Annotated in this window: 18 protein-coding genes; 10 read left to right on the top strand and 8 right to left on the bottom strand. The window is 43.7% G+C overall.

Features of this window, described 5'->3' with window-relative positions; translation table 11 throughout:
- Positions 1-209: 209 nt before the first annotated feature.
- Positions 210-1514, bottom strand: a complete 1305-nt coding sequence (locus KI743_RS02525) for an inosine/guanosine kinase (protein ID WP_150869634.1) — start codon at positions 1512-1514, stop codon at positions 210-212.
- A gap of 129 nt (positions 1515-1643) precedes the next feature.
- On the bottom strand, positions 1644-2123 hold the full coding sequence (locus tag KI743_RS02520) for a CreA family protein (RefSeq protein WP_032552600.1): 480 nt from the start codon (positions 2121-2123) through the stop codon (positions 1644-1646).
- A 250-nt stretch (positions 2124-2373) separates the two neighbouring features.
- On the opposite strand from KI743_RS02520, the gene KI743_RS02515 reads away from it, so the two are divergent.
- Both KI743_RS02515 and KI743_RS02510 read left to right on the top strand, forming a co-directional pair.
- On the top strand, positions 2374-2868 hold the full coding sequence (locus KI743_RS02515; RefSeq protein WP_285464699.1) for a hypothetical protein: 495 nt from the start codon (positions 2374-2376) through the stop codon (positions 2866-2868).
- 385 nt (positions 2869-3253) lie between these two features.
- On the top strand, positions 3254-3979 hold the full coding sequence (locus KI743_RS02510) for an HAD-IA family hydrolase (RefSeq protein WP_285464697.1): 726 nt from the start codon (positions 3254-3256) through the stop codon (positions 3977-3979).
- Here KI743_RS02510 and KI743_RS24610 read toward each other — a convergent pair.
- The gene (locus KI743_RS24610) at positions 3924-4133 is read right to left on the bottom strand and encodes a hypothetical protein (RefSeq protein WP_152470627.1); all 210 of its coding nucleotides are present in this window, start codon (positions 4131-4133) and stop codon (positions 3924-3926) included. The two genes, KI743_RS02510 and KI743_RS24610, sit on opposite strands and share 56 nt — an antisense overlap.
- A 189-nt stretch (positions 4134-4322) precedes the next feature.
- Here KI743_RS24610 and KI743_RS02505 point away from each other — a divergent pair, with 189 nt between their 5' ends.
- Together KI743_RS02505 and KI743_RS02500 are read left to right on the top strand one after the other, a co-directional pair.
- Positions 4323-5420, top strand: a complete 1098-nt coding sequence (locus KI743_RS02505; RefSeq protein WP_285464695.1) for an efflux RND transporter periplasmic adaptor subunit — start codon at positions 4323-4325, stop codon at positions 5418-5420.
- Between the two features lie 12 nt (positions 5421-5432).
- Entirely contained in the window at positions 5433-8507 is a 3075-nt protein-coding gene (locus tag KI743_RS02500) for an efflux RND transporter permease subunit (RefSeq protein WP_285464693.1), read from the top strand.
- 73 nt (positions 8508-8580) lie between these two features.
- Here KI743_RS02500 and KI743_RS02495 read toward each other — a convergent pair whose 3' ends face one another.
- On the bottom strand, positions 8581-10008 hold the full coding sequence (locus tag KI743_RS02495; RefSeq protein WP_285464691.1) for a methyl-accepting chemotaxis protein: 1428 nt from the start codon (positions 10006-10008) through the stop codon (positions 8581-8583).
- A 147-nt stretch (positions 10009-10155) separates the two neighbouring features.
- Positions 10156-11379 carry an aromatic amino acid transport family protein gene (locus tag KI743_RS02490; protein ID WP_150869627.1) on the bottom strand — a complete coding sequence of 408 codons (1224 nt, stop codon included), beginning with the start codon at positions 11377-11379 and terminating at the stop codon, positions 10156-10158.
- Positions 11380-11852: 473 nt separating this feature from the next.
- Here KI743_RS02490 and KI743_RS02485 point away from each other — a divergent pair, with 473 nt between their 5' ends.
- The 3 genes from KI743_RS02485 (at position 11853) to KI743_RS02475 (ending at position 14017) form a co-directional block, all read left to right on the top strand.
- Positions 11853-11981 (top strand): hypothetical protein, encoded by a 129-nt coding sequence (locus KI743_RS02485; RefSeq protein WP_255231879.1) that lies wholly within the window; start codon positions 11853-11855, stop codon positions 11979-11981.
- Between the two features lie 80 nt (positions 11982-12061).
- Positions 12062-12676 (top strand): ACP phosphodiesterase, encoded by a 615-nt coding sequence (locus KI743_RS02480; RefSeq protein ID WP_285464688.1) that lies wholly within the window; start codon positions 12062-12064, stop codon positions 12674-12676.
- Between the two features lie 66 nt (positions 12677-12742).
- Positions 12743-14017, top strand: a complete 1275-nt coding sequence (locus KI743_RS02475) for a DEAD/DEAH box helicase (RefSeq protein WP_285464686.1) — start codon at positions 12743-12745, stop codon at positions 14015-14017.
- A gap of 145 nt (positions 14018-14162) precedes the next feature.
- Here the strand turns inward: KI743_RS02475 and KI743_RS02470 are convergent, their stop codons facing one another.
- On the bottom strand, positions 14163-14906 hold the full coding sequence (locus tag KI743_RS02470) for a TetR/AcrR family transcriptional regulator (protein ID WP_032552940.1): 744 nt from the start codon (positions 14904-14906) through the stop codon (positions 14163-14165).
- 168 nt (positions 14907-15074) lie between these two features.
- Between KI743_RS02470 and KI743_RS02465 the strand changes: the two genes are divergently transcribed.
- From KI743_RS02465 to KI743_RS02455, 3 genes are read left to right on the top strand one after another with little or no spacing between them, the layout of a single operon-like run.
- Positions 15075-16163: an efflux RND transporter periplasmic adaptor subunit gene (locus tag KI743_RS02465; RefSeq protein WP_285464684.1), complete on the top strand. Its 1089-nt coding sequence runs from the start codon at positions 15075-15077 to the stop codon at positions 16161-16163.
- Positions 16163-17218 (top strand): efflux RND transporter periplasmic adaptor subunit, encoded by a 1056-nt coding sequence (locus KI743_RS02460; protein WP_285464682.1) that lies wholly within the window; start codon positions 16163-16165, stop codon positions 17216-17218. Before KI743_RS02465 ends, KI743_RS02460 begins: the two co-directional genes overlap by 1 nt.
- Positions 17215-20274 carry an efflux RND transporter permease subunit gene (locus KI743_RS02455; RefSeq protein WP_285464680.1) on the top strand — a complete coding sequence of 1020 codons (3060 nt, stop codon included), beginning with the start codon at positions 17215-17217 and terminating at the stop codon, positions 20272-20274. The genes KI743_RS02460 and KI743_RS02455 overlap by 4 nt, the downstream gene beginning before the upstream one ends.
- A 114-nt stretch (positions 20275-20388) precedes the next feature.
- Here KI743_RS02455 and KI743_RS02450 read toward each other — a convergent pair whose 3' ends face one another.
- A complete protein-coding gene (locus KI743_RS02450) occupies positions 20389-21126 on the bottom strand; it encodes an EAL domain-containing protein (protein ID WP_084181917.1) in 738 nt (245 codons plus the stop codon).
- A 553-nt stretch (positions 21127-21679) separates the two neighbouring features.
- On the bottom strand, positions 21680-22315 hold the full coding sequence (locus KI743_RS02445; RefSeq protein WP_032552588.1) for a hypothetical protein: 636 nt from the start codon (positions 22313-22315) through the stop codon (positions 21680-21682).
- Positions 22316-22405: the final 90 nt, after the last annotated feature.

The raw sequence follows: 22405 nt of genomic DNA, 5'->3' as shown, positions 1-22405 counted from the left end.
TGGCGATAATACTGTATAAATCGACCATGTAAAGGCTAACCACACGAATTATGTGCTGGAAGATAACAGATTTATCAGGTCATTGCGCGAGATCAAATCTCGCGATGCCAACTCATCACGGAAATTTACATAATTTTGTGTAATTGATTAGCTTGAAATAAAAAGGGTTGCATAATGCAACCCTTGTTAGAAAACGTCAGTTCTTACGACTAACGATCCCAGTATGCTTCTTCAAGGCTGTCTTCACGTTCAGGAAGAGCACGACCAAGACGAGGAGAGTGCTGAGTTAGAACTTCGTAGCTTACACGGTTTGCGTACTTACAGATCTGTGACAATGATGAGTAAGTCATGTAAGGCTGATCGTGTTTAGATGAGTTTGGCACATTCATGTGGTGGTGACTGTTTGCTGCCATATCATGAAGTAGTGCAGACAGTGCTGCGTCACCCGCGCCATTAGTGTTCTTAATCTCTAGTGGACCACCTAGGTAAGGCCCAATGTGAGAGTACACCTTAACAGGGTTATTACAGTCATCTTTACGCATTGCACGACTGAATTCGTACTTGTTAAATTCTGGGATGTTACCCGGAAGAAGCGGCAGTTCAGTTTCACGTTTTGCTGTTTCGTCCGTGTAACCAGCCATGTATAGGCCGACAGGACCTGCGGTACATAGAACTAAGTCTACCCACTCCAGTGCCTTATCAGCAGCAAGCAGAGGATCTTTCTCGCCAGTTAGCGCTTGGCCTTCCTCTTCATTCATAGCAACGATAGAGATATTCTCTTTAATGTAATCTTGCCACCATTCAGCGTTGCCTTCGATTACCCACTTAGTGCCTAGTGTTAGTACGACTGGCACATTGTTTTCTTTAGCAATCTCGATAGCGCGAGCGACTGCTTTTGGCATTGGATCTTCTGGTTTACCACGCATTAGGTATGAAGAAACAACCAGTGCAGAAGCCTTTTCAAATACATCTTCAGGAATGCTATCAGGACGCAGGTTATTCATTTCACCTTCGTTGATCGCGAATGTACGCTCTCCATCATCGGAAATAAGGGTGTAACAACGACCGATAGAGCCTTCTACAGTTTGTAGGTGGTTTAGGTTCATACGTGAAGAGGTACGGCATAGGTAACGGTACGCAAATGAGCCAACTTCGATATTACGCGACATAACACCTAAAAGTACTGATTTGCTGTCTGCTAACACTGAATAGTTGTGCAGAGTGTTACCAATGGTATCACCTGGATATTGGTGCGTGATTAGGCCGCTTTCTACGAGCTCTTCGTATAGGGCATCAGCTTTGCTCTCTTCTAGAACGAGAGAGTGACCTTTACTCAGATCGTATTTAGCCAGGAACTCATCTGAAACACGAGCTTCAATATCTACAATTGTTTGACCAACACCAACAATAATTGGGCGAAACAGTTTTGGTGTTTCCTTCATCTGGTTGATGAGTGGATCACGGGCGTGTGTAGGGAAGTAGTGCTTAGATTTGCGCTGTCCAGGAAATTTCATAAGAAAATTACAGTGAGAAAATTTTGCCGCATGATATCACAGATTTTTGTAATTTCTTTCATTTTTATTACATTCGGACTCACCTGCACATTGTATGTACAGGTGAGTGAACAAAACTAAACCAATGGCTTATTTTTGCTGCTCAGATAGTGTTGCTGGGTCAATATAAGCTTTAGTACCCCATAGTGGAACAGTCGAAAGGCTATGCTTGAAACTACCTTCGGTCTCTTTGGTTGTGTAAGAGAGGTACAGCAAGGTTTGGTTTTCTGCATCGTAGATGCGTCTTACCTTCATTGTCTTAAAGAAAATACTCTTTGATTGCTTGAAGACCACCTCGCCTGAGGCGCTCTTATCAATTTTTGCAATCATCTCGGGCGTAATGTCACCGGTTTGACGACAAGAGATTGAACTGTCACTTGGGTCTGCGAGAGAGAAGTCAGCCTCGATAGAAGCGATGTGGCAGGTGACGCCTGGGATCTTTTCATCGTCGAGATGGGAGATCTTAATATCTTTCAAAGTGAAGAAGCCAAGTGATACGTCACCCACTTCGTTATCTGAACAACCAGCCAACATGGTCATAATACCTAATGCGATTAGGGCTTTTTTCATAAGAAGTCCTTTTAATTTATAGAGTTCTAATTACTATAAGGAGTATTGAAAGCTTGAATACGAGTGTAGAGCTTTTCGCTCTATTCGAAAAGGCAGTATTGGGAGAACCTTAATTTATGAAGCATTTAAAGTACTTGTTGGTAGTTACGATGCTCTGTATGCTCTCTGCTTGTAGCTCGGCGCCTAAGGCGACCGTGTGCCTTCCAAATAATTGTGATATTTGGGGATACTAAAAGTAGGTAGTAAAAGAATGAATAATGAAATACCTGAAATTGCGCTAAAAAAGAATGCGTGGTTAGCAAGCCAAGTTGATGTGGCTTATCCTGCAAAAGAGAGTTTGCTTGGTCGAGATGTTTATCAAGCCAACCTAGTCAAGAAAAGCTATCAACTGCTTCCTTCAAATCAAGCTCCCTCCGATATCGAAGAAATTCATAAAGTCGATTTTCATAAGCTCACCGTCCTGTTTTCGCTTAATCAAGCCAGTGTCTATGAAAGTGAATTCGATAAAACTCATATCCTTGAGTTCTTGAGTCAAATTATCTTGTCTGATGAGCACCAACTTTATATTGGAACCTCTGGCCCTGATGTTGTAGCAAGTGCAATTGTTACTGTAGAGGGCGATGACGTACTAATTTCAGATATCGTTAACCAAGCGGGGCAGGACACAATCGGTTTTGCTCAACAACTGGTGTCTTTACTAGGTAGCTCTATCACTTCAAATACGAAACTTTGGGTGGAAAGCTGATAGAAAGAGTGGGGGCGGCGCTCCCACTTTAGCTAGCACACGTTAGAGCTCTACTACTTATCTAGCAAATTTCAACAATCCTCTGTCACAACCTAATAACCGATAAGCGTTCGTACTAATTCACTGATACACCATTAGCTTTGCTTCACATTAATGTCATGTCATGGTGTTTAAATTATCGACAAACTAACCCAATAAGACTGAGTTTTAACAAGCTTAGGGTGATAATCCCTGTAAGTAATTTATAAATAGGGTTATTAAGGTGATCTGTCGCATATTTCGCGAAGTTAATTAAGTAGTTTTGAACAAAATGCTACATCAGTCATGCCTGATAAAACTATATGCCTATAGGATGAAAGTCGAACTTTAGGTAAGTGGTGCAACGATGAGATTAGAGCAAACAAAATGTGTGATATTTGATTGTGATGGAACATTGATAGACAGCGAGAAACTGTGTTGCCAAGCGTTGGTTAACGTTTTCGAGCAGTTCAATGTCTCTTTATCACTTGAAGATTGTTACGCACATTTTCAGGGTGGCAAGCTGGCTGATATCTTAATGGATACACAGCAACGCCTAGGGCTCTCAATCTCTATCGACACATTAGAGCCTCTATATCGCACAGAGCTTGAAGCGCTTTTTCAGCGTTTCTTAAAGCCAATGAACGGTGCTATTGAGTTGATACAGTTTCTTAAAAGCCAAGGGGTTGAGTTCTGTATTGCTTCAAATGCGCCAAAAGAGCGAGTTGAATCCTCTTTGGCCATGACGGGGATGCTCGACGACTTCAAAGGTAAAATCTTTTCGGCATTCGATGCCAACAGTTGGAAACCAGAGCCTGATTTGATCATGTACACCGCAATGAACATGGGATTCTTACCTAATGAGTGTATCTACGTCGACGATACGATTAAAGGTATTGAAGCTGGAGTACGTGCTGGTATTCAATCTTTCCGTTTAAGGCCTAATCTACCTAGTACGTTAGTCAGAACACCAAAAGCTGACTCCGAGGAGTCAGGCGCTATTGATATCTATAGTCTTGAAGAGATATCTGCTTGGCTTAATGGCAAGCATTACTCAATTGATACACCATACTCTGGTGCTTTGGTGGGGTAGTATTGGGTTGGATCCGGACTATTTTTGTAAATTGTTTAGTATGGAACCCACAAGCAGCACAAGTAAATTTCTCTCCACAGTTTGAAAGCAGATATTCATCATGTTGGCAAAGTGGGCATGTGATGTCGTCGGTTGGTGCGTCTGTTTTATTCATTATGGTCACCTGCAGCAAGTCAAAAGCGATAACTTCGCTCTATTAGAGTACCTCCAAGCCCAATTTTTAAACAGGTTTCTTATTTAAGTTTTGTTCAATTGCGACTGAGCTCATGCTACTGATATTACATTAGATAACCATTATACAGTTTGCTATACTGGGATGCAGTACCATAAACTGGATTCTAATGTGAAACTTATCATTTTCTTTATTGCCCTTCTATTGACAGGATGTGGCCCTCAAAATTCTGACACGACTGAAAAACAAAGTCCGTCTATTCGCAGCGTGAAATTCACTACCGCTGTATTTCAATCTCATACTCAAACTCGTCAACTGAGCGGTATTGTACGCAGTGCTCAAACTTCACCATTGAGTTTCAAAGTCAATGGAACGGTTAGTCAGCTTTTAGTTTCGAAAGGGCAGCGTGTTGAAAAAGGACAAGTTCTGGCCCAGTTAGAGACAAGCGACCTGCTCTTGGCTGTGCGTAAAGCGCAAGCTGCGTTAGGTGCAGCTCGTGTAGCTAAACTGCAAGCGGAAGATAAGTACGAGCGATCTGCAAAACTTAACCTTAAAGGCTTTGTCTCTGAATCTGAGCTGATCGCTATTCGCGCAGACCTAGATGCCAAACAGCAGCAAGAGAACCTTGCACAGACCGATTTATCGAATGCGGAGCTTAACCTTAAACGAGCAAAGCTTTACGCCCCATTCTCTGGTCAAATTAGCCAAGTAAAGGTGGATGAGTTTACCAAGATCAGCGCTGGTCAGCAGATCATGGAGTTAGTGAATGACTTTGCTTATGAAGTGGATTTCTTGGTTCCAGAATCTTTGATCAAAGAAGTCACTTACGGCGATAAGGCGCTAGTTATGATTTCTGCGCTAAATAACGCACAGCTTGTTGGAACCGTCTCTGAAATTGGTGCTGTCGTTGAGCGTGGAAATGCTTATTCGGTAACGCTTCAACTCAATGATACTAATGCGGCATTGAGAAATGGTATGTCTGCGGATGTGGAGTTATCAATTGGTGGCGAGAGCCAAAACGTGGTGTTATTGCCTTTAGAAGCGTTTGACTTTAACGATCGTAGTCCAGATCTAAACGGCGACGATGCGGCTATCTACGTTGTTGATCCGGTAACAAACACTCTTGAAAAGCGATACGTCAAAACCAAACGTAATATCAATGCTCAGGTAGTTGTGCTCAATAACTTATCAGAGGGTGAAAAGATTGTTACAGCGGGGATCCCTTATCTATATGAAGGGCAGCAAGTGACCCTTTGGCAAGGCCTGTAGGGAGGGCGCAGTATGTACAAAATTACTGAACTCGCGCTTAAGCATAATCGGTTTACTCAAGTCTTTTTAGTGATGTTATTTGTGCTCGGTATCAGTACATTTAAAAATGCACCGAGTAAAGAAGACCCTGAAATTTTGATTCGTAGCGCTGTGGTAGTAGCGCAGTTTCCAGGTATGTCGCCAGACCGCATCGAGAAGTTCATAACAAAGCCCTTAGAGCGTGAGATTAAGCAGATTCCAGAAGTGAGCGAGATAAAGTCTTGGTCACGAACAGGTGTTGCTCAAATTACAGTGACGGTGCATGACAAATACTTCAACCTCCAACCGATATGGGACACGCTCCGAAATCGCATGGATAATATGAAGGGGAGTCTACCAGATGGCACAATTGGCCCAATGGTCAATGATGAGTTCGGACAGGTTTACTCTGCAACCATCGCGTTGTCTGGTAATGGCTTCGATCATCACGAGCTACGAAAAACAGCAGAAACGATCCAAGATAGATTAAGCAGTATCCAAACTGTTTCTCAAGTAGAACTTTATGGGGTCAATGAAGAGCGAATTTGGGTTAATGCCAAACACGGTGCGTTAACTAATGAAAAGTTCCAGTTCAGGCAGATCGTATCGGCACTACAAGCGCGTAATGTGGTACTTCCTGGAGGTGTGATCGAAACCGACACCATGCAGATTGAGATAGAGCCAACAGGTAATTTTAACTCTGTTGAAGAGATCTTAGAGCTGGATCTCAATGAACGAGAATCTGGAAATACCGTCTATTTGCGAGACTTAGCAGACGTTGAAGTCGGCTATGAAGACCCATTTAATACGCCAGTATATTTCAACGGGAAAAAAGCGGTTATCATCGCAGCAGCAATGGCTTCTGGTAGTCAAAGTGATGAATTTGGCACAAAAGTGAAAGAGTTTATCGCTCAGGTAGAGAGGGATTTACCTGTCGGTATGACGTTAGAGTTAGCGACTTTCCAACCAGATAAAGTTAACGCAGCAGTTAGCTCAGCAACCACGAACTTAATGCAAACTGTCGCTGTAGTATTGGCGGTGGTGATGGCGTTTTTAGGCCTAAGAATGGGGCTGATTATCGGCAGTATTGTCCCATTAACTATCCTACTTACGGTTATCGGTATGTCGATCTGGGGCGTTGAATTACAAAGAATGTCGATTGCCGCCATTATTATTTCTCTTGGTTTGCTGGTGGATAACGGCATTGTGATGGCTGAGTTCATCCAGAGTAAAATATCTCATGGTGTAGCGCGTGTAGACGCAGCCATTTCAGCTTCAAAAGCGATGGCGGTACCACTTCTAACTTCTTCATTAACGACGATTTTGGCGTTTATGCCGTTGCTACTAGCACAAGATGTGACTGGAGAGTACTTACGTTCACTGTCGCAAGTAATCACCATCGCATTATTGTCTTCATGGTTCTTGTGTTTGTTTGCAACTCCAGCTTTGTGTGTTTGGTTTATCAAGCCAAAGAATCAAGATTGTGAAAAAGGTGATAAAGAGCCAGAGCTATCCAAGCTTCAATTGGCTTATCGTCGATTTGTTAATGCTATTCTTAACTTTCGCCTGAGTACTCTGGCCGTGGTGATCGCGATATTTGCGGTCTCGATTTATAGCTTTCGTTACGTCACAGTCCAATTCATGCCGGGCTCTGAGCGGAATCAGTATCTGGTGTTTGTTGACTTACCTGCAGGTACCAAGGTGGAAGAGTCAGATAGAGTATCGAAACGTTTAGAAGAGTGGCTGCTTGATAAGAAGCAGAACCCAGATGTTGTGAATATGGTGCGTTATGTTGGCGATGGTGGACCACGTTTCTTCCTTGCCTTATCTCCGGTTGATCGGGCACCAAACCGCGTATTTATGGTGGTGAATACTACAGACTACACTGCAGCGCTGGATATGGTGCAGAAAACGAATCAATTCATCATGGAGCAGCTTCCTGAAGCGAGTGGACAGGCTAAGCGTATGTGGCTGGGTGGCAGCGAACTCGGATTGGTTGAGTATCAAGTCGTTGGTAAAGATATCGATGTGATACAGAGCGTTGCTAAGAAGATTGAACTAGCGCTGCGTCAAATACCAGGTGCAGTCGGTGTTGCTAACGATTGGGAGAACAATGTTCCAAAGCTAATCTTAGACATAGACCAAGCTCAAGCTATTCGCGCTGGCGTGAGCAGCCGAGATATTGCAACCAGTCTTGACAGTTATCTTCGTGGAAAAGAGGTGACCAGTTTTAGAAATGACGAAGATGTGATCCCAGTAATTGTTGGCGCGGCGGACACTGAAAAGACGCTCGAAAAGTTGTTCACGACGCAAATCGTGTCATCAACTAATGGCCAAGCTCTACCTTTGGTACAGTTTGCATCAATTGTCGCGATCAGCGAGCCAGCGGTGATTCGTCGCTTTGATCTAGAACGCACGGTCACTATCAGTGTTAAACATGAGAGCCTACAAGCCAGCGAACTCAATAAGCTGATGAAACCGACGCTCGACAGAATTGAGTTACCTCCGGGCTATAGAATCGCATTGGGGGGCGAGCTTAAAGGTGCGAGCAAAGCAAATGGCGCGTTGTTTGGTTATCTTCCTCAATGCTTCGCTGTGATGATTCTACTACTGCTACTGCAGTTTAATTCGATTCGTAGGCCATTGATCATCTTGCTCACGATCCCACTCTCTTTGATTGGAGCAATCTCTGGTCTGTTAATTACAGGGGCGTATTTCACGTTCCCAGCGATGCTCGGTATCTTCAGCTTGGCAGGTATTATCATCAATAATGGCATCGTACTTATCGACTGTATTGAACAGAACCGTAAATTGGGTGAGGGAGTACGAAGTGCAATCATATCAGCATGTATGACGCGTCTGAGACCAATTGTGATGACAACACTAACCACGATTCTTGGGCTAGTGCCTTTAGCACTGTCGGGAGGTGAATTTTGGTACTCAATGTCGATTGTGATGATCTTCGGTATGATCGTCGGGACGGTATTAACACTTGGAGTTGTACCAGTGCTTTATAGTTTATTCTTTAGAGAACCGGCAGAACAAGAAGAGAAGCTTGCTTCAGCTTAACGAGATGGCAAACAAAAAGAAGGACTCCGAGGAGTCCTTCTTTGGTTTTTTAGCTGCTAATCAAAGCCAAGCCTTAAGTGCGGTATTTCGCTAAAGTCTTAGATAGTGAAACAGAAGCACGAGTTAGATTCGAAACGCCATTAGAGGTGTTTTGAGCAACTTCTTTGATGACATCTGATTGGCTACGAATGTCATTCAGTTCAGCCGCAATGCTATTAGCTACGTTGCTTTGCTCATCGGCAGAAGAGGCGATTTGTGCGCTCATATCCATTAGGGCACGAGCCGAATCAGAGATTGAGTTTACATCGTCACCGATATTAGAAATCAACTGGCTACTTGTTTGTGCTTGGTCAACGGTTTGCTCAGTGATCTTCGCAATATTCTGGCTCTCTTGTTGTAGACGCTCAATCATCGCTTGGATTTCTACCGTTGCTGACTGAGTTCGGCTCGCAAGTGTACGAACTTCATCGGCAACAACTGCAAAACCACGGCCTTGTTCACCTGCACGTGCGGCTTCAATAGCTGCGTTCAGAGCGAGTAGGTTAGTTTGCTCTGAAATGGCATTGATGGTGGTGATCACCTCATTGATTTGGCTTGTGTTAACGTTAAGGCTCGTTACAGAAGATGAAGCCTGCTCAATCAATGATGACAGGGTAGTGATCTCTGCGATAGCTTGCTGAACTTTACCGTGGCTTTGGTTAATCGCTTGAGCATCATTTTCTGTTTGCTCGGTTGAACGTGCTGCGATGTTTGACACTTCGTTTGCGGAAGCAGTCATCTCATCCATTGCCGTTGCAACAGAATCAAGAGAAGCGTGTTGGCTGCTAATTTGAGTTTCACTGCGCTTTGCTTCTGCTTCGAACGAAGAAGAGGTTTCACTTAGCGTCGCTGCACTTTCATTGACGTTATTCACAAGCTCGCTCAAGGTGTCCATAGAACGGTCAAGTGCACAACCGATTGTACCGAATTCATCACGACCTGGGTGGAAACCAAGACGAGAGCTCAAGTCGCCATCACCAATCTTTTCTGTCGTTGAGTAAAGTACCCAAAGTGCGCCACCAATAAAGGTTGCCACCCAGTAGCAGAAAATGCCAAAAGGAACACACCATAAAAAACTGAGTAAGAAGGTATTCAGTGCGCTTTGCTTCTGATCGGCAACATCGGTTGCAGGTAGAGTAAGAGAGTAGTATTGGCCGTCTTTACCCTGTTGGGTAGCCGTTACAGAGCCGTTACTGTTGATTGATGTGTCTGTTGAAGTCGCTCTTGAAGAACGGGTTAACAGTGTTGACTCTGGGGAGTCAGAAACAGACAACATACCCTTGAGTTGTTGTTCAGCTGAAGTCTTTGCATTTTGTTCAATTTGACTGAGCTGATTGAGGTAGGTGTTCGTTGATAGACTGCCAAGGGCAACTAAGAAGATGAGGAAAATAACCCACATCTTGTCGTTGATCGACATTTTAATAAACAGTTTGTCTATCGTTCGAAACTGTACTTCTTTCATGATAACTCCACGATAATTCCTTTAACGAGGACTTTAAATAACCGCACGCAATAAATATGTGATCTGGGTCGACTGTTTATGAAATTAAATGATAATCAATTTCTATAATTGGGACCCAGATCAATCACTTTTGATAAATTAATCAATTTAGCCGAGTGAAGGCAACAAACCACCTGAAATCATAATTTGAATCGCGATGATGATCATACCCACTGTACCTGCAGTGATTAGTGCCAACTTGCCGCCTGCTACTTGGTAAGCCGTGGCGCTTGAGTCTTGAGATGATGGTTGTTGAGTGAAGCGCACTTTGTAGACCATTACTGTAGGTAAAAGGATTGCAAGCACTGCTAGGGCAATTGCTGCGTATCCTAGCGCCATAATGAAGCCTTGAGGGTAGAAAAGCGCAAAACCCAGTGGTGGAACAAAAGTTACTAACGCCGTTTTGATACGTTTACCTTGGCCCAGTTTGTCGTTTAGAGAGTCTCCCATAAACTCAAACAGACCTAAGCTTACGCCAATGAATGATGTTAAAAGTGCTAAGTCAGCAAAGACACCAACGATCATGCTTAAATTGGATTGCTGTACTGTTTGAGAAAGTGATACCAACAGCGCACCCAAGCTTGAATCATTCAGAAGTTGCTCTTGGCTAACAACACCTAGCGTTACACTCTGCCAAAACACGTAAATAATAAGAGGCAGTGCCGAACCCACAATCATGACCTTACGCAGTGAGCGTACGTCACCATCTAGGTAGCGAACGATAGAAGGGATGCTGCCGTGAAAGCCGAATGATGTGAACACAACAGGAATTGCTGCAACAATCAGACCTTGCTGTAGCGGCATGCTCAGTAAGTATTGAGAGGTTACGTTTGGCGCAAGAAAGCTAAGTACCAGCACCATCGCAACTAACTTTAAGCCAAATAGGACGCGATTAACCTTATCTACACTGTGAGTACCAATCGTTACCACCGTCGCAACGATGATAGTGAACAGCAGTGTAGTCAATTGACTACTGATCTCTAGCCCAGTTAACTGCATCACACGTTGGTTAAACTGAGCGCCACCGCCAGCAATGTACGCGGCACACAATGCATAGAATAGGAACATCACCGCAAAGCTTGCAATCCATTTCCCTTTATTACCAAGAATGTTATGCGCCAAGGTGTGAAGCGTCGCATCTGAGTCCGCAAACTGGTGTAGTTCAACCATAAGAAGAGCCGTGAATGCCATTAGTGCCCACAGGCCGAGCATTAAAACAAGTGAGGTTGAAAATCCGATACCAGCAGAAGCTAGAGGAAGGGCGAGCATGCCTGCACCAATAGTGGTGCCTGCGATGATCAAAGTACTACCGAAAACCTTTGATTTAGTCATTGTATATAATTCTTTACGTTATGTGGTTTTTACTTGGCTTATGTACTGAGTAAGTCGCCAATAGCCAGTAATAATAATGGATTAGCTGCATTTTGTGGGAGTTTTATAATGAATGCAAGGTTAAATGTAATTTTTTATATCCACTGTAAATAAATGTATACACTTGGGTTTTTCTAATCGACTTAAAGTACAAAGCAATCGTTTATCTATGATCTGATTCATAGTTTGGTGAAGAAAAGATTGAGTCGGTGGGACGTGACCAGTAATAGTGTGGGCGCGCGACCCAACTTCGGAGATATGGATCCTATAGCGCGAATGCCGATTTAGAACAGAAGTGTGCTGCTCAAAAAGAGCGCATTAAAAATTGTTGGGAAACACGGAGTGTCTTCATAAATCTGTCATATTTAACGCACAATATGGAGACACTTAGTTGTAAGGGCGAAAGCCTATGATAAGGAATAGAAGGGCACAATATGAGTGACCAATATTTTAATGACGAAAGTCTCGAGCTGTTAGATGCGATGGAAATTGGCATCGACCTTTCTGATTACGAACAGGCAGTTCAGCAATTAGCCGAAGAGATGTTTAGCTCGTCAAACTAACCTACGTCCTCATTAAAGTTAGCTAAGATTATGGAGTGCGTTTACTATGTCTCCAATCGGCTCTACTTTAATGAGGTTCAATGAACTTTCTTGCCCATCTTCATATCGCAAATCACTGTCGTAGTGACTTAGCAGGTAACCTGCTCGGTGACTTTGTGAAAGGGGATCCCTCAAAACACTATTCTCAACCCTTAGCTGATGGTATTCGACTGCATCGGTTTGTCGATAGCTACACCGATTCTCATGTGATCTCCAAGCAAGCGAAAACATTGTTCAGAAAAGAGACTCAACGCTTTGCTCCAATTGCGCTTGATGTCTTTTGGGATCACTGCTTAGCCACAAACTGGTCAACATACTCTAACTCTTCACTTAAACAATTCTGTAAGAATTCACATAGTAAGATAAGCCAAGACTCAGAGGCGCATTGGCCCGAGAATTTTCTTTTGGTCCATCAGAAAATGTCCCAACAACGCTGGTTAGAAAGCTACGAATCGATGGATTCAATTTCTATGGTATTAGAGAGAATGTCTTTACGAAGGCCAAGACTCGCAGTACTGAAGGAGTGCTTTGATGACCTCGCCGCTAACTATGATAAGTTGCAGTGTCACTTTTATGAGCTCTACCCAGACGTACTTGAGCGCTCTTGGCAGCATCGGCAACAGCAAATTGAAATGTTAGCAAAGAAAAATCAATGACAAAGGTAAACAGTTCCATTGGGGTTTGCTACAATCCGCGCCTATTTCCACTTTGAGCATCATTTTATGTCTGATACAAACCAAACTTTTGAACAATTGGGTCTTTCGGATCAGTTGCTGTCTACATTACAGACGCTAAATTTCACAACCCCGACAAGCGTGCAAGAGCAGGCGATCCCACTCGTGTTAGAAGGTAAAGATGTACTGGCTGGTGCTCAAACAGGTACGGGTAAAACCGCGGCGTTTGGTTTACCAATCATTCAACGTTTGTTGGCTAGTCAAGACAATGTGATTCCAAATCCTAAACTGGTGAGAGCTTTGGTATTAGTGCCGACGCGCGAACTCGCACAGCAAGTCTTCGACAACATTACCAGTTATGCTGAAGGCACTGGACTTAAAATTGTGGTTGCTTATGGCGGCACTAGTATGAAAGTTCAAACCGACAATCTAAAAGCGGGCGCGGATATTCTGATCGCAACGCCGGGACGTTTGATTGACCACATGTTCACTAAGAACATCATGTTAAGCCAAACCGAAGTTCTTGTGCTTGATGAAGCGGACCGTATGCTTGATATGGGCTTTATGCCAGACATCAAACGTATATTGAAACGCATGAATGATGTTCGTCAAACACTGTTCTTCTCTGCGACTTTTGACAACAAAATCAAATCTATTGCGCATCGTATGATGGAGTCTCCAAGTGAGATTCAAGTAACGCCAACCAATAGCACGGCTGAAACCGTAAAACAGATGGTTTACCCAGTAGATAAGAAGCGCAAAAGTGAACTATTGGCTTACTTGATCGGCTCTAAAAACTGGCAGCAGGTCCTAGTCTTCACTAAGACTAAGCAAGGTACTGATGCGTTAGTTAAAGAGTTGAAGTTAGACGGAATCAAAGCAGCTTCAATCAATGGTGATAAAAGCCAAGGTGCTCGCCAAAAGGCGCTGGATGACTTTAAGTCAGGTAAGGTCCGAGCTTTGATTGCAACCGATGTTGCGGCACGAGGTATTGACATCCAACAACTGGAACAAGTTGTAAACTACGATATGCCTTACAAGGCCGAAGATTATGTTCACCGCATAGGGCGTACAGGTCGAGCTGGCAATACAGGCCTGGCTATTTCTTTAATGAGTAGAGATGAAGAATACTTGCTTGAAGCGATTGAGCGTTTGCTTGATAAGCGCCTACCACAAGAGTGGCTACAGGGCTTTGAACCTAGCTTGATTGAAGAGGTTGAGCCAGAGCGTACAGGTCGTCGTGGTAAGAGCCGTTCATCTGAAAAACGCAAGATGAAAGCGAAGCTCAAGATTCACCAAAACCGCGGTAAAGCGCGCCGTTAAGGCTCGCGTCATGGCTTAGAAATACAAAAGGCGCTGTGGATACTATCCATAGCGCCTTTTCTGTATCTTTCGATTGAAGGTCGACTTACGTTGCTATGTATCTATAAAACGTGATTATCTATAAACCTAACTACTTGATTTATTGCTACTCGTGGTGCTCAGGGTTGCATTTCCACACACACGGTACGTCGTAAATCAGCTCTTCAAGCGTGTTCGGATTTAGAACCCATTCTTCGTCAACCTTGTAGGTGTTGATCATCTGTTTGTTAAACATCTGCCAATGGTTCATCAATGCTTCGTCAGGGGTAGCAACCATATCACCTTCATTCCATGTACTTTCCATAAATGGAGTTAGACACACGGCGGCGTTGGCATAGATGATCATCTGCCATTTAATTTCATAAATGTTGATAGGGTGCTCTGGGTAAGCAGCATTGTATTCATCTGCAAGCATGTTGATCTCTTGCTCGATGTCACCGACGTTATCAATGAAATAGTCAACAAGGTTGTCTTCTTGTCGTACTGAGTCTGAAATCAACTGCATCGGTCTTCGAGAGTGGATCATATTGGTGAACAGTCGCATAGAAAACAGATATAGGGTGACCTTTGGCGTTACGTCTTTTGGCAGCTCTTGCATGATCTTAGCGATGTAAGCTTGAAAATACGCATGCAAGCAATCGCTGATCGCGTGCCAAATCTTCTCTTTGCTCCCAAAGTGATGGCGGATCAAGCTGTGAGAAACGCCCGCCTTATCACTGATATTACGCAACGAAACGCGTTCGTAGCCTTGGTCGCAGAACAACTCCGCCGCAATGGTCATGATCTGAAAACGTGTTTCTTCAGCATCTTTGGCACTTCTACGGCCTTGCTTCTTTTCAGTCATTGTCATTTTTTCTGTCATTGTCATTTCGCAAATTAGGATGATGTTCTAATTCTACACTGTTTTTGTCGAAATAAAAAATACTGCACAGGTGGAAAGTAAAGCTTGTTAATTCCGTTAATTTAAATATACTGCACACCTGTGTAGTAAATCATAATAATTAAATGGAGCCGCTTAATGCAGTCCAAATCATCTTTCAGAGCCAAACCGGTAAAGACGCTAGGAGCTGTTGTAGCAGTCATCCTCCTAGCGAGCTCCTTGACCGGATGTAACAAAGTACAATCAGAAGAAAATGAACTGGTTATCAAGCCAGTGAAGTTATTGGAGATCCCGAAACAGACCAATATCGAGCTTGATAGCTACATCGCTAAAGTGGATGCAACCGACCGCGCAGCACTCTCTTTTCAAGTGGGTGGTCAGATCGACAACTTCGCAGTTCGCATGGGGCAAGATGTCAAAAAGGGCGAGACACTGGTTGTTTTAGACTCGACAGATTTCCAAATCGCACTCGATGCAGCGCAGGCAAAATACGATCTTGCAAATAGTCAGTACCAACAAGCTTCAGAACTTTATGCTAAGAAGTTGGTGAGTACCGATTACTACGACCAAGCAGTGAATAACTACACAGCTGCTGGTGTAGAACTTGAGCAAGCGAAAACCAACCTAGGTTATACAAAGCTAGTGGCGCCTTTTGATGGTGTTGTGTCTATGGTCTTTGGCAAGCAACATCAAGTTATCGGCGAGAAACAGCCAGTTCTCAATATTTTGAACCACGGTGCTATGGACGTTACTTTCTCGGTTCCTGTTGCCAAACTGGAAGATCGTAGCATTAACGATTTTGTTCAATCCAACATGTGGGTCGTGATGGACAGCCATCGCGGGATTCGCATTCCAACACGCTTCAAAGAGATTTCGACGCAACCGGACGAAGATACCAACAGCTACCAAGCGGTTGTATCAATTCAAAAGCCAGCTGAGTTGAATTTACTGTCTGGTATGACAGCTCAAGTTGAAGTTCAAAAATCCACCGATGAAAAAGGCATCGGTATTGTAGATTCAGCATGGGTAACCAAAGAAGAAACCCAAGGTGAACTCTGGCGTTACGACCCTGTATCCCAAATGATCTCAAAAGTGACCGTTGCGCTGAATGAAAATGGTCGCGTTGTCGGTGGCCTCATGGGCGGCGACTTAATTGTCGAAGCGGGCGTAGATGCATTGGTTGATGGACAGCAAGTAAAAGCGTGGACGCGTGAGGGCGGCATTTAATGAAATTCAATAAATTAGCGGTCGTTGTTGCTTCAACGCTGGCACTTGCTGCATGTAATAACGAAACCGTACACAGAGAGCAGCCAACACTAACGGTATCGACTTTTGAAGTGAAAGCACCTCTTAAAGAGCAATTCCGTAATTTCAACGGCCAAGTGATGGCTGCAGAATTGACACCATTGGCATTTCGCATTGCCGGTGAGATTGACCAAGTGCTCGTAGAAGCGGGCGACGTGGTTAAAAAAGGTCAGCTATTAGCGACAATTGATGGCGACACTTACCGTCAAGATGTAGTAGATGCACAGTCTCAATATGATCTTGCTAATAAGCAGCTAGAGCGTGGTAAAGAGATGTTTGCCAGCAAGATGCTTTCAAAGTCTGAATTTGATCAGCTAACGGCGAACTTTAAGCTTGCGTCTGCCAATTTGGCGTCGGCTAAACAAGCGCTGGGGTACACCGAGTTGCACGCACCGTTCACCGGTACTGTCTCTACCGTCGATAAAAAGCAATTTGAAAATACCACTCCGGGTGAAACACTGCTGAACCTCTATCAAAACGATAAGGTGTATGTGCGCATTCAAGTTTCAGACTCAATTTTGGCTGCGATTAGCCCAGACATGCGCTCTAGCAGTTATCGCCCGAATGCGACTTTTGGTGGCATTGAAGGCTCTTACCCTCTGACTTATTTAGAGCACACTAGTGAATTGCACCCGCAATCGAGAACTTACGAGTTTTGGATGTCGATGCCACAGCTTGAAACTCCAGTCATGCCAGGTACTAGCGTTACGGTGAACGTTGATATGGCTAAAGCGGGTTTGAGCGATGTGCAAGGTTATCAACTGCCTATGACCACCCTACAAGCAGGCTCGGAAGCCAATGAGTTTTATGTATGGAAACTCGAAGATGGCCAAGCCTATAAAAACCTAGTTGAGGTAGAAAAGATCAGTGGTCAAGGTGCGCTTATCGCACATGGTGTAGAGCAGGGTGACCAACTGATCAACTCTAACTTACGCAAGTTACGTGATGGAATGAAATTGTCAGGAAAAGCAGAATGAACATCGCAGAATATTCAATAAAAAACAAAGTTATTAGCTGGCTGTTTCTGGTTATTTTAGCTATCGGTGGTGTGAGCTCTTTTAGCAACCTTTCACGTTTAGAAGACCCAGCATTTACGATTAAAGATGCAATGATCATCTCTACCTATCCGGGCGCAAGCTCTATGGAAGTAGAGGAGGAGCTGACCTATCCGCTAGAGAAAGAGATTCGACAGCTTCCTTATATCGATAAGATTACGTCTACCTCTTCAGATGGCATGTCGCAGATCATGGTCAGCATGAAAATGGACTACGGTCCTGATGAACTGCCTCAGATCTGGGATGAAATGCGTCGTAAGATCAACGATCTACAGCCAACTCTTCCAAGTGGTGTACAGTCTGTTCAGATCATTGATGACTTCGGTGATGTATTTGGCGTAATGCTAATGCTGACTGGTGATGGCTACGACTACGTTGAGCTAAAACAGTATGCCGATTATCTGACCCGTGAGTTAGAGCTAGTTGATGGTGTTGGTAAAGTCAGCATTGCTGGTGATCAGCAGGAACAACTTTTTGTTGAGATGTCTTTGGAGCGTTTAGCTGCACTTAACTTGGACATGACGACAGTGACTTCTCTGCTTGCTCAACAGAACAGTGTGGTTTCTTCTGGTGAGGTGATGCTCAATGGCCAAAGCCTTGCAATTAAACCAAACGGAACGCTAAGCACAGTTGAAGAGTTAGAAAACTTGATCATCCACGGACGTGACACGGGTAACCTGATTCGTCTGAAAGATGTATCGACGGTAACACGAGGTATCGCGGAGAAACCGGGTAATGTGCTGACGTATAACGGCAAGCCTGCTATCAACATCGGTATTGCGTTCTCTTCTGGCGTAAACGTGGTTGAGATTGGTCAAGCGCTAGATGCAGAACTTGAACGTCTTGAGTCGATCAAACCAGCGGGCATTGAGCTGAACTATTTCTACAACCAAGCGCAAGAAGTTGATAAGTCCGTTTCAGATTTCATCATCAGTTTGGTAGAAGCGGTAGCTATTGTAATCGTTGTTCTACTGTTTGCGATGGGCTTACGTAGCGGCTTAATTATCGGCCTAGTACTTCTGCTGACGGTGTTTGGTACATTTATTTTGATGGACTACAACGAGGTAGAGCTGCACCGAATCTCATTGGGTGCTTTGATTATCGCGCTAGGTATGCTGGTGGATAATGCCATTGTTGTGGTTGAAGGTATCTTGGTTGGACTTAAGAAGGGTAAAAGTAAGCTACAAGCCGCGAAAGACATTGTGACTCAAACGCAATGGCCTCTGTTAGGCGCCACCATTATTGCAATTACAGCGTTTGCTCCTATCGGTCTATCGAAAGATGCAACCGGTGAATTCATGGGTTCGTTGTTCTGGGTATTGTGTTTCTCACTTTTCCTAAGCTGGATCACCGCTCTAACACTGACACCGTTCCTAGCCGATTTAATGCTCAAGGAAGAAGACAAAACAGGTACAGACGAAGACCCATACAAAGGTATCTTGTTTGTCGTATTTGGCGCGATGCTAAAGTTTGCACTGAGATTCCGTTGGTTGACCGTTGCGAGCATGGTCGGCCTATTGGCTGTATCGATCGTTGGCTTCGGCATGGTGAAGCAACAGTTCTTCCCTGCGTCGAATACACCAATGTTCTACGTTGATATGTGGATGCCAGAAGGGACTGATATCCGTGAAACCATTAAGCAAACAGAGAAAGTAGAGAGCTACATTCGCAAGCTGGACAATGTTGAGTTTGTGACTACAACGGCGGGTCAAGGTATGCAGCGTTTTGCCCTGACTTACCAACCAGAAAAGAGTTATGAAGCCTACGCTCAACTGCAAGTAAGAACGACTGATCGTGACACCATGTTCGCGACACTTGAAAAGCTTGATGAAAAGCTGGCGATTGAGTTTGAACAGCCAACGTTCCAGTTCAAGTTGATTGAGTTTGGTCCATCACCTGCATCTAAAATCGAGGCGCGTGTTATTGGCCCAGACCCAGATGTATTGCGCACTATTGCGACTGACGTAGAAAATATCCTGCTTGCAGATCCAGGTGCTCGCAACGTACGCCACGACTGGCGCGAGCGTACCAAAGAGTTGGTGCCTCTATTTAATGAATCTAAGGCGCGTCGCTTAGGCATCTCAAAGGCAGACTTGTCTCATACACTGCAAATGGCGTTTGGTGGATACAACATCGGATTGCTGCGTGATGGTACACACATGCTGCCTATCGTTGCACGTTTACCTGAAGAAGAGCGTTTTGATTTTGAGTCACTAAACAACGTGAAGATCTGGAGCCCGTCACTACAGACTTACATCCCAGTTGAACAAGTGATTGATGGTGTAGAACTGCAATGGTCGGAGCCTCTGATTCAACGTAAGAACCGTAAGCGTACGTTAACAGTGTTGGCTGACCATGACGTATTAGGCGATGAAACACCGGCAAGCTTATTTGCTCGAGTACAACCGAAAATTGAAGCACTGCCACTTCCTTCAGGTTACAGCATCGAGTGGGGCGGTGAATACGAATCCTCTAAGGATGCGCAAGAGTCGCTCTTTGGTTCACTGCCAATGGGTTACCTATTGATGTTCATTATCACTATGCTGCTGTTTAATTCGGTACGTAAACCTTTGGTTATCTGGTTTACAGTGCCACTGTCGATCATCGGTGTATCAATTGGTCTGTTGAGTACCAACATGCCATTTAGCTTCACAGCATTCTTGGGCTTACTCAGCTTGAGTGGCATGATCTTGAAGAACGGGATTGTTCTACTAGACCAAATCAACAGTGAATTAGAGACAGGAAAAGACCCATACCTAGCGGTAGTAGACAGTGCCATCAGCCGTGTACGTCCAGTATCTATGGCGGCATTGACCACTATTTTAGGCATGATTCCACTAGTCTTTGATGCATTCTTTGGCTCGATGGCGATCACCATCATGGCGGGCTTAGGCTTTGCCACGGTACTGACTTTGATTGTCGTACCTGTGATGTTTGCCATCTTATTCAGAATCAAACCGTCCACTGCGGGATATTAAGGATTGATATAAACGATTCGTTTTAGCCTAGCCCAGCCTGAAATAGGTTGGGCTTTTTTGATCTTGTTAGATTAGATAAGTGGGTAGTGAGATAAAGAAGGTATGGGGTTGAACTTAGATTGCGATTTGAACATCCAACTCAATTGGTGTCGGCATAGCTAAAAAGTAGCCCTGATACATATCAAATCCTACTGTTTGCATTAGCTCTAGCTGTTGTTGAGTCTCAATACCTTCGATTACGGTCTGCGCATTGATTGATTTGGCTAGCGCTAGAACATCATGAATAGGCTTTGCATTACCTTGTTCAAACTCCAGCATCAATGAACGGTCAACCTTAATAATATGCGGGGTAATGTGACGGACTCTTCCTTCATTTGAGGCTTGAGTGCCGTAGTCGTCAACGGCAACCTTGAAACCATTCTCTGCAAGAGAACCTGCTGCTTCTTTAAGCCTCTCCTCGCTGTCTGCGGTCAGTTCAACTAGCTCCATTACAATCTGTTCGGGCGACAGGTTAAGTTCAACTAAGCGTTTGGCCAGCAGACTATCACTGACATTGGAGTTAGCAAACAACTCACCAACATTGGGTAGCACATTAAGGAAAAGCTGAAGGTGACGAGACGTGGACTGCGCAAAGTTACGAACGTGAATGACGCGGCTCAAGCGCTCTACATTGATTTTGTCGTCAATGGATGTTTCATCAGAGTGTAAGTAGTGATCTGGTCTGATAGTTTGCTCGTCTTGATCAGTAATTCGAACTAATGCTTCAACACCGATTTGCTCCATTTTTGCGTTGAAAATGGGCTGATAAACACTTCTTAAAGTAAGGTTTTGGTAATTAGCAATAAACTGCATCCGATCATCAACAGAGATGCATTTAACGAATTCACTACGGTCAGATAAAATCATACTTAATTAAAGATAATCCATTAAAGGGATAAATAATTCCTTGTGTCACAATATTGACATGCGTGGATAAATTGTCAATTAATAAAAGAAGCATTAACGCGATCCATATATAAATAAAAACAATTTAACATTATAAATTGCGGAGAATTATATTTATTCGGTTGAATTATGAATTGCATCTGTGTGATTTGCTGAGTAAATACTAGTCAGTTAATGTGTTATGCATCGCAATGCTTGAGTTAGGTTTAATATATTTCGAGCGCATATCGTGATACCAATCAAAATACCATTTCCCTGTTGATTTCTGACTCAATATCAAACTTTTAGAAATAGATTGAAATAGCCCATACTAAAGTGTTAGTTATTCCGAGAAAATAAAATTGAAATAAATCAACGATATATTTACTAGAGATAAACGAACAAACTAATAGTTTTAATAGTGACTGGTGTATTTCTTTGCTTTATGAGCTTAGATGAGTATTAAATTCTGAAGTTACAACTAAACCCATTGCATAACCGCGTAGAGTTGAATGTACTTGCGTACTAATTGTTGATTGTTTGAGCGTTTTAGCGGATGCCCAAATTTGATGAAGCAAGGGGTTATACCAAAGTTGATGTTCAAATCTGAAGCGAACTGTGAATCACTTTCTTGCAAGGTTATGCCTTGTTGGCTGTACTCGGTAATTTCGTCCGGCAATTCACCCATCCACCAATGCAACAGTTCGCGACTGTGCTTGCTGCGACTTATCCAATGGTCAGAAACAATGATGAGTAGGTCATTGGGTTGGATTGCGTAACCGTATTCGCCGAGCCAATGATGAACATCGACCAGAAGTTTCTTACGACAAGTTTTACCAGCACTCACCATATGGTGACTGATGACCCATACCGTACCAATTTCAGACGATATACGAAAATGTCGTGCCGTTTCATTAAGTGGCAGCATATCGAGTGGGTGAATCATACTCTCGTGATCAAAACTAAGTAGTGTGTGCTGCATTCGTCGTGCAAATGCCTTACCAATATGGTGCTCACTGATTCCTTGATTGTGAACGGTAGGGTAGTGATGTTCGCACAACTTCAGGCAATCCTCTTGGAAGAGGTTGATGCTCTGTATCACGAGATCTAATAACAATGAATGTCCTTATACATGGCTACAATGTTGATAACTGAATAGTAAGGTAATGACTGTGTAATTTGCCAACAACAATGGCTCAGTTCTTGA

This window comes from Vibrio sp. D420a (assembly GCF_030248625.1).
In the GTDB taxonomy this organism is placed as follows: domain Bacteria; phylum Pseudomonadota; class Gammaproteobacteria; order Enterobacterales; family Vibrionaceae; genus Vibrio; species Vibrio fortis_A.
Note: the sequence above shows the minus strand (reverse complement) of the source record. Positions and strands in the feature narration are given on the sequence as shown.

Coding starts and splice junctions, on each gene's coding strand:
- KI743_RS02515 (WP_285464699.1), top strand. CDS start 2,374: ATGAATAATGAAATACCTGAAATTGCGCTAAAAAAGAATGCGTGGTTA.
- KI743_RS02480 (WP_285464688.1), top strand. CDS start 12,062: ATGAACTTTCTTGCCCATCTTCATATCGCAAATCACTGTCGTAGTGAC.
- KI743_RS02500 (WP_285464693.1), top strand. CDS start 5,433: ATGTACAAAATTACTGAACTCGCGCTTAAGCATAATCGGTTTACTCAA.
- KI743_RS02460 (WP_285464682.1), top strand. CDS start 16,163: ATGAAATTCAATAAATTAGCGGTCGTTGTTGCTTCAACGCTGGCACTT.
- KI743_RS02485 (WP_255231879.1), top strand. CDS start 11,853: ATGAGTGACCAATATTTTAATGACGAAAGTCTCGAGCTGTTAGATGCG.
- KI743_RS02455 (WP_285464680.1), top strand. CDS start 17,215: ATGAACATCGCAGAATATTCAATAAAAAACAAAGTTATTAGCTGGCTG.
- KI743_RS02520 (WP_032552600.1), bottom strand. CDS start 2,123: ATGAAAAAAGCCCTAATCGCATTAGGTATTATGACCATGTTGGCTGGT.
- KI743_RS02525 (WP_150869634.1), bottom strand. CDS start 1,514: ATGAAATTTCCTGGACAGCGCAAATCTAAGCACTACTTCCCTACACAC.
- KI743_RS02470 (WP_032552940.1), bottom strand. CDS start 14,906: ATGACAATGACTGAAAAGAAGCAAGGCCGTAGAAGTGCCAAAGATGCT.
- KI743_RS02490 (WP_150869627.1), bottom strand. CDS start 11,379: ATGACTAAATCAAAGGTTTTCGGTAGTACTTTGATCATCGCAGGCACC.
- KI743_RS02465 (WP_285464684.1), top strand. CDS start 15,075: ATGCAGTCCAAATCATCTTTCAGAGCCAAACCGGTAAAGACGCTAGGA.
- KI743_RS24610 (WP_152470627.1), bottom strand. CDS start 4,133: ATGAATAAAACAGACGCACCAACCGACGACATCACATGCCCACTTTGC.
- KI743_RS02450 (WP_084181917.1), bottom strand. CDS start 21,126: ATGCAGTTTATTGCTAATTACCAAAACCTTACTTTAAGAAGTGTTTAT.
- KI743_RS02495 (WP_285464691.1), bottom strand. CDS start 10,008: ATGAAAGAAGTACAGTTTCGAACGATAGACAAACTGTTTATTAAAATG.
- KI743_RS02510 (WP_285464697.1), top strand. CDS start 3,254: ATGAGATTAGAGCAAACAAAATGTGTGATATTTGATTGTGATGGAACA.
- KI743_RS02475 (WP_285464686.1), top strand. CDS start 12,743: ATGTCTGATACAAACCAAACTTTTGAACAATTGGGTCTTTCGGATCAG.